Origin of the sequence: Deinococcus depolymerans (genome assembly GCF_039522025.1) — a bacterium.
In the GTDB taxonomy this organism is placed as follows: Bacteria; Deinococcota; Deinococci; order Deinococcales; family Deinococcaceae; genus Deinococcus; species Deinococcus depolymerans.
This window is the reverse complement of the sequence record NZ_BAAADB010000029.1, coordinates 219,303-235,045: the sequence shown is the minus strand read 5'-3', so window position 1 is coordinate 235,045 and position 15,743 is coordinate 219,303. Positions and strand designations below refer to the sequence as shown.

General features: G+C 71.3%; 14 protein-coding genes. 4 read left to right on the top strand and 10 right to left on the bottom strand.

The features are described from left to right. Positions 1 to 18 precede the first annotated feature (18 nt). The 3 genes from dusA to ABDZ66_RS13670 all read right to left on the bottom strand — a co-directional run bounded on the left by dusA (position 19) and on the right by ABDZ66_RS13670 (position 3,481). Positions 19 to 1,044, bottom strand: a complete 1,026-nt coding sequence (gene dusA, locus ABDZ66_RS13680) for a tRNA dihydrouridine(20/20a) synthase DusA (protein ID WP_343759958.1) — start codon at positions 1,042 to 1,044, stop codon at positions 19 to 21. 67 nt (positions 1,045 to 1,111) lie between these two features. Continuing rightward, positions 1,112 to 1,333: a hypothetical protein gene (locus ABDZ66_RS13675; protein ID WP_343759955.1), complete on the bottom strand. Its 222-nt coding sequence runs from the start codon at positions 1,331 to 1,333 to the stop codon at positions 1,112 to 1,114. A gap of 63 nt (positions 1,334 to 1,396) precedes the next feature. Next, positions 1,397 to 3,481, bottom strand: coding sequence for a HelD family protein (locus ABDZ66_RS13670; RefSeq protein WP_343759953.1), 2,085 nt, complete (start codon positions 3,479 to 3,481; stop codon positions 1,397 to 1,399). A gap of 425 nt (positions 3,482 to 3,906) precedes the next feature. Here ABDZ66_RS13670 and ABDZ66_RS13665 point away from each other — a divergent pair, with 425 nt between their 5' ends. Beyond that, positions 3,907 to 5,421: a glycine--tRNA ligase gene (locus ABDZ66_RS13665; protein WP_343759951.1), complete on the top strand. Its 1,515-nt coding sequence runs from the start codon at positions 3,907 to 3,909 to the stop codon at positions 5,419 to 5,421. After that, positions 5,418 to 5,816, top strand: a complete 399-nt coding sequence (locus ABDZ66_RS13660) for a hypothetical protein (protein WP_343759949.1) — start codon at positions 5,418 to 5,420, stop codon at positions 5,814 to 5,816. Before ABDZ66_RS13665 ends, ABDZ66_RS13660 begins: the two co-directional genes overlap by 4 nt. Before the next feature lie 246 nt (positions 5,817 to 6,062). Here the strand turns inward: ABDZ66_RS13660 and ABDZ66_RS13655 are convergent, their stop codons facing one another. From ABDZ66_RS13655 to ABDZ66_RS13630, 6 genes are all read right to left on the bottom strand, one after another. After that, positions 6,063 to 7,580 carry an alpha/beta hydrolase gene (locus ABDZ66_RS13655; RefSeq protein WP_343759947.1) on the bottom strand — a complete coding sequence of 506 codons (1,518 nt, stop codon included), beginning with the start codon at positions 7,578 to 7,580 and terminating at the stop codon, positions 6,063 to 6,065. Positions 7,581 to 7,688: 108 nt separating this feature from the next. Next, the gene (locus ABDZ66_RS13650; RefSeq protein ID WP_343759945.1) at positions 7,689 to 8,450 is read right to left on the bottom strand and encodes a hypothetical protein; all 762 of its coding nucleotides are present in this window, start codon (positions 8,448 to 8,450) and stop codon (positions 7,689 to 7,691) included. 61 nt (positions 8,451 to 8,511) lie between these two features. Next, positions 8,512 to 9,606, bottom strand: a complete 1,095-nt coding sequence (locus tag ABDZ66_RS13645) for a hypothetical protein (RefSeq protein WP_343759943.1) — start codon at positions 9,604 to 9,606, stop codon at positions 8,512 to 8,514. 37 nt (positions 9,607 to 9,643) lie between these two features. Next, positions 9,644 to 11,455 (bottom strand): HSP90 family protein, encoded by a 1,812-nt coding sequence (locus ABDZ66_RS13640; protein ID WP_343759941.1) that lies wholly within the window; start codon positions 11,453 to 11,455, stop codon positions 9,644 to 9,646. A gap of 71 nt (positions 11,456 to 11,526) precedes the next feature. Beyond that, a complete protein-coding gene (locus tag ABDZ66_RS13635) occupies positions 11,527 to 12,048 on the bottom strand; it encodes a mismatch-specific DNA-glycosylase (protein WP_343759939.1) in 522 nt (173 codons plus the stop codon). A gap of 52 nt (positions 12,049 to 12,100) precedes the next feature. Continuing rightward, positions 12,101 to 12,697, bottom strand: coding sequence for a sulfite oxidase-like oxidoreductase (locus ABDZ66_RS13630; protein ID WP_343759936.1), 597 nt, complete (start codon positions 12,695 to 12,697; stop codon positions 12,101 to 12,103). A gap of 253 nt (positions 12,698 to 12,950) precedes the next feature. Here ABDZ66_RS13630 and ABDZ66_RS13625 point away from each other — a divergent pair, with 253 nt between their 5' ends. After that, positions 12,951 to 13,871, top strand: coding sequence for a DUF4032 domain-containing protein (locus tag ABDZ66_RS13625; protein ID WP_343759932.1), 921 nt, complete (start codon positions 12,951 to 12,953; stop codon positions 13,869 to 13,871). Positions 13,872 to 13,920: 49 nt separating this feature from the next. On the opposite strand, the gene ABDZ66_RS13620 is transcribed toward ABDZ66_RS13625, so the two are convergent. Further along, the gene (locus ABDZ66_RS13620) at positions 13,921 to 15,249 is read right to left on the bottom strand and encodes a M17 family metallopeptidase (RefSeq protein ID WP_343759927.1); all 1,329 of its coding nucleotides are present in this window, start codon (positions 15,247 to 15,249) and stop codon (positions 13,921 to 13,923) included. A gap of 112 nt (positions 15,250 to 15,361) precedes the next feature. On the opposite strand from ABDZ66_RS13620, the gene ABDZ66_RS13615 reads away from it, so the two are divergent. Beyond that, positions 15,362 to 15,694 carry an Asp23/Gls24 family envelope stress response protein gene (locus ABDZ66_RS13615; RefSeq protein WP_343759925.1) on the top strand — a complete coding sequence of 111 codons (333 nt, stop codon included), beginning with the start codon at positions 15,362 to 15,364 and terminating at the stop codon, positions 15,692 to 15,694. Positions 15,695 to 15,743 lie beyond the last annotated feature (49 nt).

Below are 15,743 nucleotides of genomic sequence, written 5' to 3'. Positions count from 1 at the left end.
GCTGTCTTCCAGGTGCGGTCAGGCGGGTTGGGGTTCGGTCACGCCGGGGCGGGCGTCGAGGACCTCGGCGGGCACGCCTTCCAGCGCGGCCCGCACGACTTCCAGGCCGGCGCCGGGTTTGTGGCCCTGCTCACTCAGGGTGCGTTTCCAGTGGCGGGCGCCGGGCTGACCGGCGAACAGGCCCAGGGTGTGTTTCATCATGCGCGGCAGCGGCTGGCCCGCCTCCAGTTGCGCGGCCACGTACGGCACGAAGGCCTCGATGGCCTCGCGGCGCGTGACGGGCTTGGTACTCTCGCCGAATACGTCCTGGTCGGCGCGGGCCAGGATGAACGGGTCCTGGTACGCGGCGCGGCCGATCATCACGCCGTCCGCCCAGGCCAGCGCGTCCTGCGCGGCGTCCAGGGTCAGCACGCCGCCGTTCAGGACGACCGTCAGGTGCGGGAAGTCCGCCTTCAGCTGCCGCACCACGTCGTAGCGCAGCGGCGGAATCTCGCGGTTCTCCTTCGGGGACAGGCCCGAGAGCCACGCCTTGCGGGCGTGCACGATGAACGTGTCGCACCCGGCGGCCTCCACCGTCCGCACGAAGGTCGTCAGGTGATCGTAACTGTCGAGGTCGTCGATGCCGATGCGGTGCTTGACGGTCACGGGCAGGCGCGTCGCGGCGCGCATGGCCTCCACGGCGCGGGCCACGGTGTCCGGCGTGCCCATCAGGGACGCGCCGAACGAGCCGCTGCTCACGCGGTCGCTGGGGCAGCCGCAGTTCAGGTTGATCTCGTCGTACCCGAAGTCCTCGCCCATGCGGGCGCACTCGGCCAGCGCGGCGGCGTCACTGCCGCCCAGCTGCAACGCCACCGGATGCTCGGCCCGGTCGAAGCCGAGGTGCCGGTCGCGGTCCCCGTGGATGATCGCGCCGGTCGTGACCATCTCGGTGTACAGCAGCGTCCGGCGGGTCAGGGTGCGGTGAAAGACCCGGCAGTGCCGGTCCGTCCAGTCCATCATGGGCGCGACGGACAGCGTCAGGGGTGGGCGGACAGGGGCGCTCATCAGCCGATCAGTGTACGGGAAAGGCCCCCGCCCGAAAGGTGGCGGAGGCCCGGAAGGCAGGTGGGGGTCAGGGGCGCTGGTCGTCGTCCGGGTCCGTGCCGAAGGTCGTGCCGGTCCCGGACGCCTGATCTTCCGGCACCGCGCCGGGCGTGGCGGGCGCACCGCTGCCCAGGGGCGTATCCTGCGCGCCCGTGCCCGACTCGTCGGAGTGGCCGCTGCGTTCGCTCATGCCGTTCCCGGCGTCGTCCGGCAGGCCGCCCTGGCCGGTGGTCTTCTGATCGTCGCTCATGCCGTCACTGTGCCGTACGAGCGACCAGATGGGGATGAACGTTGCGTACGGAAGCCTTGACGTTCAGGCGATCAGCGGGTGCAATTCGCCGGCGCTGACCAGTCCCAGCCAGTGCAGGGCGCGGCTGGCCGAGACGTACAGCAGGCGGCGTTCGTACTCGGTGCTCTCGTCGTACGTCTGCGCGTTGGCGCTGGCGACGATGGCGGCGCTGAATTCCAGGCCCTTGGCGAGGTTCACGGGCAGGATGACCAGTCCGCCCCGGAAGCGGTGCTCCTGGGTGGTGATGGGCTGGGCGTCCGTGTCGAATTCCCGCAGGGCCTCGGCAAGGCGGTCGGCGTCTACGCCGCGCCGCGTGACGATGGCGATGTTCTTGTGACCGGCGGCCTGCGCTTCCTTGACGGCCTGCGCGATCAGCGGCAGTTCCCCGTGCGGGGCGTCGGCGGGGGCCACGTAGCGCTGCACGTCGGCGCCGTCGCGGTCCACGCCCTGCACGGCGGCGGCGCGGTTGTACGTCGCGGCGATCCGCGCCCCGAGTTCCGTGATCTGCCGCGTCGAGCGGTACGTGCGGCCCAGCGTGAGCACCTGCGCGCCCGGCAGTTGCGCCTGCACGGCCTCCCAGGAACTGGGGCCCTTGTAGCCGTGCATGCCCTGGTTCAGGTCGCCCAGCGCCGTGATGTGACCGGGGCGGGTGGCGCGGCCCAGCAGCGCGTACAGCAGCGGCGAGTAGTCCTGCGCCTCGTCCAGCACCACGTGATCGAAGGGTTCCAGGGTGCGGCCGTCCAGTCGCCCGATGCCGCCCGTGAAGGCCTGCACGGCCAGCATGACGGGCAGTTCGGTGACGTCCGCGTTCGCGCGGCGCGGCGTGGGAATGCCGCTGAGCGGGTCGGTCAGCAGCAGTTGAATCTCACGGTCGGTCAGCAGGCCGCTGGCGGCCAGGGACTCGGCGCTGCCCAGCAGGCGGCGGGCCTCGGTGATGGGCGTGGTCGAGGCGAACACGCGGCCCAGGAAGGTCGTGAGCGGCGCGGACAGTTGCCGCAGCACGCCCGCCTCCTCACCTTCCGGGACGTTCAGGCGCGACAGGGCCTCGGTCTCGATGGCGCGGCGCATCCCGGCGCGGTATCCGGCCAGGGGGTCGGCGGCGAACACGTCGCGCAGCATGGCGGCCAGTTCCGCCTCGGTGAAGTGCAGCGTGACCGGTTCGCGCCCGCGCACCTCGATGCTCTCGCGGATGCTCTGCCCGGCGAGGCCCGCGTTGAACTTGCCCCACAGGTGCGTGCGGACCACGTCCAGCATGCGGGCGTCGCCCAGCAGTTTCGCCTTGCGCCACGCGAGCGCCCGGCGGGTGTTGTCCCGGTCGGTCAGCAGCAGGCTCAGGGTGCGGTCCGTGACCTCCAGTTTCTCCAGCCCCAGCAGGCCGGTCGCCCAGGCTTCCGGGGTGGTCACCACGACCCGCTCGATGCCCAGTTCCGGCAGGATGCGCGCAGCGTACGCGGCCAGCACGCGGTTGGGCATCAGGACCATGCACGCCTCCGGGCGGGCGCGGTGCACGCCCCGGTCGGGGTTGGTCATCCAGGTCAGGCGGTGGAAGCCGATGGTGGTCTTCCCGGAACCCGCCGCGCCCTGAATGATCACGGGCGTCCCGGCGGGGGCGCGCATGGCGGCGTTCTGCTCGGGTTGCAGGGTCTCGACCACGTCACGCATCCCGGCGGTGCTGTCCTCCTGCAGGCGGCGCAGCAGCACCTCCTCGCGGCCGCCGGTGTCGCCGCCGTGCTCGTCGTCGTACAGGTCGGTCACGCGCAGCAGTTTCTTGCTGTGCACGTCCAGCTGCCGGCGGCGTTTGATGACCCCGGCGCTGCCCCGGCGGGGCGTCCAGCCGAGCGCGTCCGAGTAGAACAGGCTGCCCACCTCGCTGTCCCAGCTGACCACGGAGTACGGTCCCTTCACGTCCCGGAAGCCGTGCTTGCCGACGTACAGCGTCTGCTCGCGGCCCGCCACGCGCACCTTCAGGCTCCCGAAGTACGGCTGGTGCACGTGCGGCGAGAGCAGCGCCGCGAACTCCTCGGCCTGATCACCCAGGATGATGCTGGTTTCCAGGTCCGCGCCCATCTGCCGGTCCCGGTCCTCCCAGAACTCGATCTGGCGGATCATGGCCGAGACCGTCTGGGACAGGTGCTCACATTCAAGTTCAAAATCCGGGTGTGTTTCCGGACGGGATTCCGCAACAGGCATAACGTACAGGATACGACGCGCAGCCCAGGTCGGGTCGGTCAGACGTGACCCTTGACCCTCTCCCCTGTCGCGGCGCACACTGGGCGGCAGGTGTTGATCCGCAGGAGTACCGCGCAGGTGCCACCACAGAGCGAGCCCGTGACGGTGAGAGTCGGGCGGTCAGGCGGCGCGGGAAGGGCGGCGGGGAGCTGAAACAGACACAAAAGTGCCGGTCGGGCCGCGGAGGGCGGTGACCGGAACTGGGGTGGAACCGCGCGTGACTTCATGCGTCCCCAGACGAGCGAGTGCCGGAAAGAGGCCGCCGTCTGGGGCGTTTTCCTGTACCCGCACGAAAAGGAGCACGTATGCCAGCAACTTCGATGGAAGAACTCGTCAGCCTGTGTAAACGCCGTGGATTCATCTTTCAGGGCAGCGAGATCTACGGGGGCCTTCAGGGCTTCTACGATTACGGCCCGCTGGGCGTGGAACTGAAGAACAACATCAAGGCCGCGTGGTGGCGTTCCAACGTGTACGAGCGTGACGACATGGAGGGCCTGGACGCCAGCATCATCATGCACCGGCAGGTGCTGCGCCACTCGGGGCACGAGGCGACCTTCAGCGACCCGATGATCGACAACAGGAAGAACAACAAGCGGTACCGCCTCGATCATCTCGTGAAGGACCAGAAGGCCGACGTGATCGCGAAAGTGGCGGCCGCGATGGGTGAGAGCGCCGAGAACTTCCCGGCGGTCGTGGCGGCCCTGAACGCCAATCCGGCGCAGGCGTCGCAGGCGCTGAAGGATGCAGGCGTGCGCGACCCGTTCAGCGGTGAGGTGGGCGACTGGACCGAGCCCAAGCCGTTCAACATGATGTTCAAGACGACCATCGGCCCGGTCGCGGATGACGAGAGTTACGGTTACCTGCGGCCCGAGACGGCGCAGGGGATCTTCACGAACTTCAAGAACGTCGTGGACTCCACCAGCCGCCGCCTGCCGTTCGGGATCGCGCAGATCGGCAAGGCCTTCCGGAACGAGATCACGCCCCGCAACTTCATCTTCCGCGTGCGGGAACTCGAGCAGATGGAAATCGAGTTCTTCTGCACGCCCGGCACGGACGAGGAGTGGCACGAGCACTGGCTGGAACAGCGCCTGAGCTGGTGGGAGGCGCAGGGCGTGCCGCGCAGCAAGATCGAGATTCTGGACGTGCCGAAGGAGGACCTGGCGCACTACTCCAAGCGCACGTACGACCTGATGTACGACTACCCCACCCTGGGGCACGAGGAGATCGAGGGCATCGCGAACCGCAGCGACTACGACCTGGGCAGCCACACCAAGAACCAGAGCGAGCTGGGACTGGTGGCGAACGTCGAGGAGAACCTGGACTCCATCGCCAAGCTGACCATCCCGCACCCGGAGACGAACAAGCCGGTCGTGCCGTTCGTGATCGAGCCGTCCGCCGGGGTGGACCGCGCCCTGCTGGCCGTCCTGAGCGAGGCGTTCACGAAGGAGACGCTGGAGAACGGGAACGAGCGCATCGTGCTGAAACTGAAGCCGCACCTCGCGCCGATCAAGGTGGCCGTCATTCCGCTGGCGCGCAACAAGGCGGAACTGGTGGATCTGGCCCGCAGCATCAAGAACGACCTGCAGAAACTCGGCCTGGGCCGCATTCTGCTGGAGGACAGCGGGAACATCGGCAAGGCGTACCGCCGCCACGACGAGGTCGGCACGCCGTACTGCGTCACCGTGGACTTCGACACCGTCGGCAAGGGCGAGGATGCCAGCCTGACCGACACCGTGACCGTCCGTGACCGCGACACGCTGGCGCAGGAACGCGTGAAGATCAGCGAACTGACCGCGTACCTGCAGGCGAAACTGAAATGAGCGTCCCGGACGACCGCCTGCTGCCGTACCTGATGACCGTGGAACTCGCGGTCCTCGGCGTGTACGGCGAGCATCCGGACCTGACGGACGCGCAGGTGGACAGCGCCTTCGAGGAACTGATGCGCCGCTACCGGGCCGAGGCGACGAACCACCCGTTCAGGCCCGGCAAGCTGGACGGCCTGCGCGCCGAGGTGCACGACGCCGCGCTGCGCAACCTGACCACCCTGCTGGCGCAGCCGGGCGAGCACCCCAGTGCCGAGGAGCTCCGGCTGGGCCTGGGCCGCCTGCGCAGCAGCGTGAAAACCTGGACGCGCGAGGCCGGACGGCAGGGGTACCTGCGCTACATCGAGCAGTACTTGAACGCCGGGGACGGAGACTTCATAGACCTCGACTGAACCGGCACCCGCTCATACGGACTCCGATTGAATGGCTTATAAAGCCATTCAATCCGAGCGGATGCGACTCGGAGAGCTGCTCCGCAGAGGAGGAGCTGGGCGGGTTCCGGGCGTGGAGTCGGCAATCCGGTGAAGTTCCGGATTGTCGGCGAAACAAACGGCAGTCCGTATCCCTGGGGACACGTTGCCAGGTCACTCCGGGCGGGGGGGGCGGCGGGGCCTGCGCCTGCTTATCCGCGTGGGCGTTCAGCGGGTCAGGGGCTGCATCCAGCCGGTAATCCAGCGGGCCACCTGATCGCCGCGCGCCACCGTGATGTCCAGGTGCGCGGCGCCGGGCAGGGTGCGGGTGGTGAGGGCCGCCTGGGTGGCCGCGGCGTACTCGCGGTACTGCGCCTCGCTGGTGACCCCCCGGGCGGCGGCGATTCCGAGGACCGGCACCCGCAGCGGGCGGCCGTGCCAGACCGGCAGGGTCTGCTCGAAGGGCGTGCCGCGCGTGCCGGTGCGGGCCGCGGCGAGGTCCAGGGTCAGGCGGTTCGGGAAGTACCACTCGCTGTAATCGCTCAGCGGGGTCAGGAAGCGCCGCGCGAAGTCCTGCGGATTGGTGGGCGCGGCGGGGTCCGTTTCCCAGCCGACCGGGCGGACGGGGTCCTGCGGGCCGATGATCCAGCGGGCGTCGCCCGCGCCGGGAAAGGCGGCGCCCAGCAGGCGGGCGCCCAGGTTGGGGGCCTCGCTGGCGTTCGTGGCGCGGCCGGTCCTCAGGGCCAGGAACGGCAGCAGGGCGTACCGCTGCTCGAGTTGCGTCATGGCGGCGGCGAGGTTCGTGGCGGGGTAGGGGGTGAGGCCGCCGGTCGGGGCGGGGGCGTCCGGGGCCAGCGCGGCGAGGCGGGCCTGCGCAGCGGCGCGACTGGCGAGTTTCGGGCTGAACACCACCGAGTCCACGTAGGGGTCGCGGGTCAGGCCGTTCAGGCCGGGCAGCGGTCCCAGTGGGTTGCGGGCCGCCTGCGCGTACTCGTCGGGGGTCAGGGGCGGGCCGCTCATCAGGCCGGGCAGGCCGTCGAGCATGATCAGGCCGCGCACGTCGCGTTCCCCGGCCGCGCCGCCGAAATCGTACGCGGCGTACAGGCCGGCCAGGGTGCCGCCCATGGAGTGCCCACCCAGGAAGACGTTCGGGGTGAGTTTGCGGGCTTCCAGCACGGCGGCCCGCCAGTCGCGCAGGGTGGTGTCCAGGCCCCAGTCCTTCATGAAGGTCAGGCTGGCGGGGGCGCGCACGTCCACGCCTGCACGGACGAGGCGTTGCAGGGTGGGGACGTCGCGGCCGAGCAGCGCCGTGTGGTCTTCGAGCAGGTTGCTGCGGCGGTCGACGGCCCACACGGCCCAGCGGGGGTTGAGGAGCACGATCTGCCGGGCCAGCCGGTCGAAGCTGCCGGCGCCGCCCAGGTATCCGGGCATCAGCAGCAGCACCGCGGACGGCGTGTCCGGCCCGTACCGGACCGTGACGCTGGCGTTCAGGCGGCTGGGCGTGCCGGGAACGGTCAGGCCCGGCCGCACGACGCGCCGCGCGGGAACGGCGTCCAGGGTCCGCTGGGCCGGGTCGGTCGCGGCGAGGACCCCCGGGTCGAAGTCGGCGTTCAGGTCGTCGGTCAGGTCGTCGGTCAGGCTGGCCTCGGCGTCCCCGGCCGGGTCGGCGGGAACGCTGTCCTGGGCGGTGGCGGGGGCGGTCAGGGCGGCGGCCAGCAGGAGGGTGAGCAGGGCGCGGCGCTTCATGGGTCCCATGCTGGTCCGGTGTGGTTGGCCGGAAGGTGTTCTCCCTGACGGAGCGGCTTGAGGGGTCGCAGACCGTTTCTTGGGCTGACGTGCAGGCCGCGCTCATGTTCAGACGGGCGGGTCGGTGTCGGCCGGGTCTGGTCTGAGTTTGCCGCTCAGGTAACGGCGGCGGGCCTGCGCCTCGCGGTCCTGCGCGGCGGCCTGCGCCCGCGTGACCTGCCGCATGCGGGTCTCGATGAGCTGCAGTTCGCGGGTCAGGTCCTCGGGGCGGCGCGGGCCGCTCTGCCAGGCCATCAGGAGCTCGGGCAGGTCCTCGCGGGCGGCCTGCCGGGCGTCGAAGGCGTCGCGGGTCAGGGTGCCGCCGCTCGTGACGCGCAGGGCCTCACGGGTGGCCTGCACGGCGGATTGCAGCGCGGGCCGCGCGGGGCTGGGCAGGCGGCGCTCGTGCTGCCGGAACGTTTCCAGCAGCGTCCACTCCTCGGGCGGCGCGGCGGCGTCCAGCGTCACCGGCGCGGGGCGGGTCAGGGTGCGGACGCGCCTGAACACCCACACGCCGAACGCCACGAGCAGCGCCAGCACGAGTGCCAGCAGCCAGCCGGCCACGTCGCTGCCGGTCGCCACGCCGATGCCCAGCAGGACCGCCAGCGGGACCAGGACGCCCAGAACCAGAAACCCGATCACGGTCAGGGCCAGCAGACTCCCGGCGCGGCGCACCGTGGGTTGCAGGGCCGCGCCCGTCGCCCAGGGGTCGGTCGGGCCGGCCGGATCCCGGCGGGCTGCGCGGACCAGGGTGCGGGCCGCTCCGGCCGCGCCACTCACGACGCGGCGGGCCGGGCCTGACGGACGGGAGGTGGGGGTGCGGGACGCCATACTCCACAGTACGCGCCGTCCGACCCGGCCGTTCCCGACTGCGACACGGCCGAGGGGAGGGTCAGGCGGGCGTGGGGCGCGGCAGGTCCGCCAGGGCCAGGGTGCGTTCCAGCCGGTGGGCGTGGTACGGCAGGCCGTTGCGGGCGTCGAACGCCTGCGCGAGGGTCCGGGCGGCCCCGGCGTGACGCTCGAATCGTTCATGGGCTGCGTACCTGCCGTCCGGGCGGTGGCCGGGCAGGTCCTGCGGGAGGGTCAGGGTGAGGGTGTCCTGACCGGCGGCCCGCAGGCCGCTGAACAGCAGGGCCGCCGCGAGGTGGAAGTCGAGCCGGGTGTCGAGTTCGGTGGTGCGTTCGGCCCAGCCGACGTGCCGGGCGTACCAGTCCTGCGCGGCGCTCAGGTCGGTCAGGCTCAGGTACTCCAGGTGGCGGGCCTGGGCGGTCACGTGGTCCGGGTCGCCCGCCACGAGGTCGCGGCCCTGTTCGTGGTGGCGGCGCGCCTCGTCCCAGCGGCCCAGGCGGATCAGGGCCGGGAGGACCATGCCGTGCGTGGAGTGCGGGATGTGCGAGCAGCTCATGCCGCGGTCCAGCATGCGCTGCACCTGCGCGGCGCACCCGGCGTCGTCCCCGGTGAACTCGTGGTAGTCGGCGATGGTCTGCGCCTCGCAGGCGGGGCAGTCGCTCAGGTGGTCGCGCCGCGCGAACTGCCAGATGTTGAAGGCGGTGCGCGCGCCGTTCACGTCGCCGCGGTGCAGCGCGAGTTGCAGGTCGAAGTACGGCACGGTGCCCCCGCCGGCCCCGAGGGCGCGGATGCGGTCGGCGTAGTCGCGGTGCAGGTTCTGGATGCGTTCGAGCGGAATCTGCGGGAAGTGGTGCGTGGCGATCAGCACCCACTTGTGGTACCAGGCGAGGCCGCGCTGTTCCCAGGCGCCCAGTTCGGCCTCGTGCTCGTCAAGGTACGCGCGGCACCAGGCGAACGCGACGAGCATCTTCTCGCTCTGCCCGGCATAGTTGGCCGAGGAGATCAGTTCCTTGCGGGCCTCGTAGGCGGCCTCGCCGTCGCCGCTCAGGTCGGCCTGACGGACGGCCTCCTCGACGAGGGCGAGGCGCTGTGGGCCGTGCGGGAGGTTCTGCGCCTCTTCAAGGGTGGTGTGGGTCATGGTGGACTCCTCGGGGTGTGGTGTGGGTCGGGGGCGGTCAGTTCAGGTGCGGGGCGGGACGGCTGGCGTCCGGGTCGCCGAGGGCGGCGCCGATCAGGTCGAGCAGACCGCCGTTCAGCAGTTCCAGTTCCCGCGCGGTCAGGGGGTGGTGGCCCAGCAGCAGGGCCTGCACGTACAGCATGCCCAGCACGCGGCGCAGCAGCGGCCCGTCGGGCAGGTGCGCGGCCCGCTGCACGAGCGGGTGGTTCAGGTTGAAGTGGACGTCCATGGCGTAGCTGTCGCCGCTCACGTCCCTCAGGTCGTCGAGCAGGTCCGCCCACAGCCCGCCGGACGGCCCGACGGCCTGCCGGGTCAGGTGCAGGTCGCGTTGCGCGCCGGGAAAGGCCATGGCGCACAGCGCGGCCGGTTCGAAGTGACTCAGGCGCACCCCGGCGTCCAGCGGGGCCAGGGTGTCCTGCGCGGCGGCCAGCAGCGTGGCGGTCGCGCGGCGTTCGGCCGGGGTGGGCGGCGCGAGGTCCTGCACCAGATCGGCGGCGCTCAGGCGCGTGACGCGCACCTGCGGGTTCAGGGCGCCGTAGCGTTCCAGCAGGGTGTGGTCGTAGGTGTACACGGCGTGAATGACGGGCGGCCCGCCGGGCGCCGCGAGCTGCGCCGCCTGCCGGTACAGGTTCAGGTCCGCCACGAAACGCAGTTCCCCACCGCTGCGTTCCAGCAGTTCCGGCAGCGTCTGCCGGCCGGCGCTGGACTCGAACGGCAGCCACGGCAGGAACAGCGTCAGGAAGCCGTCGTCCTCGGCGGCCAGCGCCTTGATGCTCAGGTAGTGCAGCGTGATCAGTTCCCGCAGGCGGCCCGGCTGCTCGCGCGCCAGCCGCAGCAGCCAGTCGCGCAGCGTCCCGGCGATCTCCTCGCGGGCGGCGTGCAGGTCGGCGTCGTCGCGCAGGGCGTCGCGGGCGGCGTTGGGACGCAGCGTCCCGGCGTCCAGTACGGTCTTCACGAAGAACGCCCAGCGGGGCGTCAGCTGCTCCTCCTGTTCCGAGAGCAGCATGTGCCGCACGTACACCCGGTGGTGCCCGCGGGCGTCCAGGCTGGGGGTCCAGGGCAGGATGAACGCCACGCCACGCACGGCCCCGGCGCGGGTGTTCACGTCCACGAAGTCCAGCGGGGGGGCGTTCAGCAGCGCCTCGCCGTACGCGAGCGTCGCGGCGCGGCGGGCCTCCTCACCGCGCGAGTGGTCCAGCCAGGGCGCGCCCGTGGCGTTCAGGGACACAGACCCGGCGGGACCGACCAGGGTGACGGGGTAGGGCAGCAGCGCGCCGTACTCGGCGGCCCAGGAGGCCACCCGGTCGGGCAGCAGGAACGCGGCGCGGTCCGGGCGGGCGCGCAGGGTGATCTGCGTGCCGACCGGCCCGTCCGGCAGCGCGGCGTCCTGGCCGGTCAGCAGGGTGTACGAGCCGTCCGCGCGGCCCACCCAGCGCACGGGCGGCGTGCCGCGTGCCGAGCGGGACACCAGTTCGATCTCCTCGCTGACCAGGAAGCAGGCGAGCAGCCCGATGCCGAACTGACCGATGAATTCCACGCTGCCGCGCTTGGAGGACCGGCCGATGGTCGCCAGGAAGGTGTGAATGTCGTCCGGGGACAGGCCCACGCCGTTGTCGGTGAAGGTCAGGCGGCCCTCCTGCACGTCGAAGGTCAGGGCGGGGCTGAAGGCGCCGCCCAGGTCGGTGCGGGCGCGGATGGCGTCCACGCCGTTCTGCATGAGTTCACGGACGTACACTTCCGGCCCGGCGTACAGGTGTTCGCTGAGCAGGTCGATCAGGCCCCGGAGGTCCACGGCGAAGGAGCGGGTCATGCGGCGCATTCTCCCAGACGGCCCGCCTGTCCACCCGCGCATATTGGCGCAGCGTCCCTGACTGCAACGGCTTAGGGCCGGGTGGGGTCGGGCGGGTCGCGGCGCAGGGCGGCGACCCGCGCCGCGAGTGCCTGCCAGGGTTCCAGCACAAAGTGAGAGTGCGCCAGTGGACTGGTGCTGGGCAGCACCCAGACCTCCGCGCCTTCCAGTGGGTCCAGCTGCGGGCCGTACGGGAGGCGGGCGGTCGGTACGCCGAGCGTCTCGGCCGCGCCGCGTTTACTCGTGAACGCCACGAGGCGTGGCCGGTCGCGGCGCAGCTTGCCGCGCAGTTCGTCGGGCGCGAAGGCGTGGGCGGGCAGGGCGGCGTCCACGCCGCTGTGCCGTTTGGCCACGTCGGTCAGGCCGATCCCGAACTCCGGCAGCCGGGGGTACTCCTGCGGGTCGAGCAGGGTGGGGGTCAGGCCCACGGCGTGCAGGGTGCGCCAGAACTTGTTGCCCGGATTGGCGTAGTACGCGCGGGCGGCGGCGCTGATGCGGCTGGGCGCCGTGCCGACGAGCACCAGCGTCAGGCCGGGGCGCAGCACGTCCGGCACGAGGTACTCGCCCGCACCGGTCAGGTCGGCTGCCGCGTCTGCCGTCGGCCGCTCAGTCGTCGTCGTAGCGCTCCTCGATGAAGGGATCGCCGCGCATGTGGTAGCCGTTCTTCTCCCAGAAACCGGGCCGGTCGCCGGCCATGAATTCCAGGCCGGTCAGCCACTTGGCACTCTTCCAGAAGTACAGGTGCGGCACGACCAGCCGCAGCGGGCCGCCGTGCTCGGCGTCCAGGGGTTGCCCGTCGAAGGTGTGGGCCAGCAGGTTCTCGGGCCGCGTGAAGTCCTCCAGGCTCAGGTTGGTGGTGTACCCGCCCACCGAGTGCTGCATGACGTGCGTCGCGCCGGGTTTCAGTTGCAGGTGCTCCATCAGGTCCACGACGCGCACGCCGGTCCAGGTGGTGTCCAGTTTGCTCCAGTGCGTCACGCAGTGGATGTCGTACGTCAGGGTGGTCTGCGGCAGGGCCATCAGGTCCGCCCAGGTCAGGGTCTTCTCCTCGGCCAGTCCGGTCACGCGGATCACCACGTCCTGCGGCGCGTAGTGCTGCGTGGGGCCGTACGTCAGGACCGGAAAGCGGGTCGTGAGCGTCTGGCCGGGCGGCACGCGGCCTCCCATGTCGTCCGCCGGTTTCTTGAAGAATTTCCCGAGCATGTCCGCATTCAACACGGCCCGGCCCCGCCCCGCACAGGGCGCAGGACACCATCGCGGGCGCACATGAAGTTTCCCGATAGGCCCGCGCCCCCCTGACGGGCAGGTGACAGCCCCGGCGCACCCTGCGGGACAGGGAGCCCATCCGGCCGGTGTATCCTGAAGGCACGACCGGGGGTCCTGACCTCTTCCCCCGTTGACGGCAGGCTCCCGGCCCAGTCGCGCCCAGCAGCGGGCGCAAGGAGAGTTGAGCCCCATGTCCGCATTTGATCAGGCCAAGCACGAAGTCGAACGCGCCCGCTTCCTGGGTGACGTCCGGGACCTGCTGGCCATCCTGCGCCGCCAGCCGAACGAACTGCTGCCCTTCGAATGGGTCCGTCACCTCGCGCCGGACGGCGAGTTCCAGCGGGGCCTCCAGACCATCGAGGTCGATCACATCATCGGGTCGGTGGACCGTTACCGCGAGTTCGACCGGCACTACCTGCCCAAGGAACGCCACCTGGACGAACGCTGGATCGGGGTGCGCTCGGCGCAGCTTCAGGGCAAGGAGCTGCCGCCCATCCAGGTGTACAAGGTCGGGGACCTGTACTTCGTGAAGGACGGCAACCACCGCGTGTCCGTCGCCCGGCGCCAGGGGCAGAAGTACATCGACGCCTACGTGATCGAGTTGCACGTCGCCGTGCCGCCCGAGGAGGACGACACCCTCAAGGACCTGATCATCAAGGGCGAGTACGCGCAGTTCCTGAAAAGCACCAACCTCGACCTGGTCGTGCCTCACCACCGCGACATCCGTTTCACGACGCCCGGCCGGTACGAGCGGCTGCTGGAACACATCCGCACCCGCCAGTACTTCCTAGACCGCAAACCCGAACGCGCCGGGCTGCCCCCCGTGACCTTCGAGGAGGCCGTCGAGAGCTGGTACCGCCGCATGTACGCCCGCATCGTGGAGAACATCGAGAAGCACGACGTCATGACCCGCTTCCCCGGCCGGACCGAGGCGGACCTGTACCTGTGGATCATGGACCACCGGTACTTCCTGACCCAGAAGTACGGGCATGACGTGGGCAGCGAGGAGGCCACCGTCGACTTCGGCGCGCGGCACGCCCCGCCCGCGTACAAACGCCTGGGCCAGCGCATGCGCCTGATGCTGCGCGGCCGCCTGCACCCCAGCATGTAGCCCGGCGCTCAGGGAGCGGGCCATTCACCCCCCGGCCCACTCCCCTGGCTCAGCGAGCCAGCACGTACTCGACGAGGGTGCCCACGCCCCAGCCGGTGGCGTTCTCGTCGCGGGCAGCGTTCCCGGCGATGTCCAGGTGCGCCCAGGGGCGGGTGACGAACTGCTGAAGGAACAGCGCGGCCTTGATGCTGCCTCCGGCGGGGGCCATGTCGCTGTTCTTCAGGTCGGCCAGCGTGCCCTTCTGGAAGGCTTTCAGGTACGGCTGGTGCAGCGGGAGTTCCCACACGGGTTCCCCGGCGGCCAGCGCGGCCGCCTTCAGGCGGTCGGTGAGGGCAGGGTCGCTGCTGAACAGCGCGGCGATGTCGTTGCCCAGGGCGCTGATCTTCACGCCGGTCAGCGTGGCGAGGTCCACGAGTTCGGTCGCGCCTTCCTGGCAGGCGACGGTCAGGGTGTCGGCCAGCACGAGGCGGCCCTCGGCGTCGGTGTTCGTGACCTCGACCTGCAGGCCGTTGGCGGCGCGGTAGATGTCGCCGGGGCGCATGGCGTCCGGGCCGACCATGTTCTCGGCGGCGGCCACGTACGCGCGGACCTCGGTGCCGTCCGGGATGAGGGCGCGCAGGTCGGCCAGGGCGCGCATGGCGCCCAGCACGGCGGCCGCGCCGCCCATGTCGTTCTTCATGCCGTACATCCCGGCCGGGGGTTTCATGGAGTACCCGCCGGTGTCGAAGGTGATGCCCTTGCCGACCAGGGCCAGCACCTGCGTGGCCTCGCCGCGTGCGGGAATGGTCACGCGGATCAGGCGCGGGCCGTGCGTGCTGCCGGCGGCGACGGCGGCCAGCAGGCCCATGCCGCGCGCCGTGATGTCCGCGCCGTCCCAGACGTCCACGTCCAGGCCCAGGGGTTCCAGGGTGCGGGCCTCGCGGGCCAGCGTGGCGGGGTTCAGGACGTTGGCAGGTGCGCCCGTCAGGGCGCGGGCGAAGGTCACGCCGGCGTGCAGGCCGGTCACGCGAGCAGCGTCCGCGCCGTCCAGGCCGTCGGCGGCCAGGGTCAGTTCCGGGCGGTCGGCGGGCGCGCGGTAGCGGGTGTCCTGCCACGCCCCGCCCAGGGCGGCCCCGGCCAGCGCGGCGGCGTGCGGGGTCGCGGCGACCTGCACGGACGCGGCACGCAGCTCGCGGGCCAGTCGCGCCAGGGCCGCGCCGACCTCGCGGGCCTCGTCGGGGCTGGCGGGGGTCAGGGCGGCGGCCTCGTCGTGCGAGTCGCGGCGGGCACGCAGGCGCACCTCGCCGGGCTTCAGGTCGCGGGTCACGCGGTCGGTGTCGGCCGTCCCGACGAACGTGAGGGTCAGATCGGCACGCTCCAACTTCTGGACAAGGGGCATGCCCGCAGTACAGCACGGCCCGCGCCCGGCAGGTTCCGGCACGCCGGACAGCAGGCCCGGCGCGGACCGGTCGGCATGAAGCGAGCAGGCGGGCGGTATACTGCCCTTTACTGTGACTGGCTCTATTCAAATCACCGAGGCGGCCCTCGCCTCGCTTATCGGGCTGATCGCCCACGAGATTCCGGGCGTGGTGGGCATGGCCCCCGCGAACCTGAAAGAAGGCATCAGCCGGGTGCTGGGGCGCGCGAACGTCAGTGACGGCGTGGTCATCAGCCGCGACGGCACCCGCCTCGCCGCGGACCTGTACGTGGTCGTCGCGTACGGCGTCAGCATTCCCACGGTCGCGCGCAATATCGTGGAGCGCGTGGAACACACCCTGAAAACCCAGGCGGGCACCGAACTGACCGCCATCCGCGTGCACGCCGTCGGGGTGCAGCGTGTCTGACCAGGCCCCCCAGCCCGCCGGGCACGCGACCCTGGCCCCCGCCACCCTG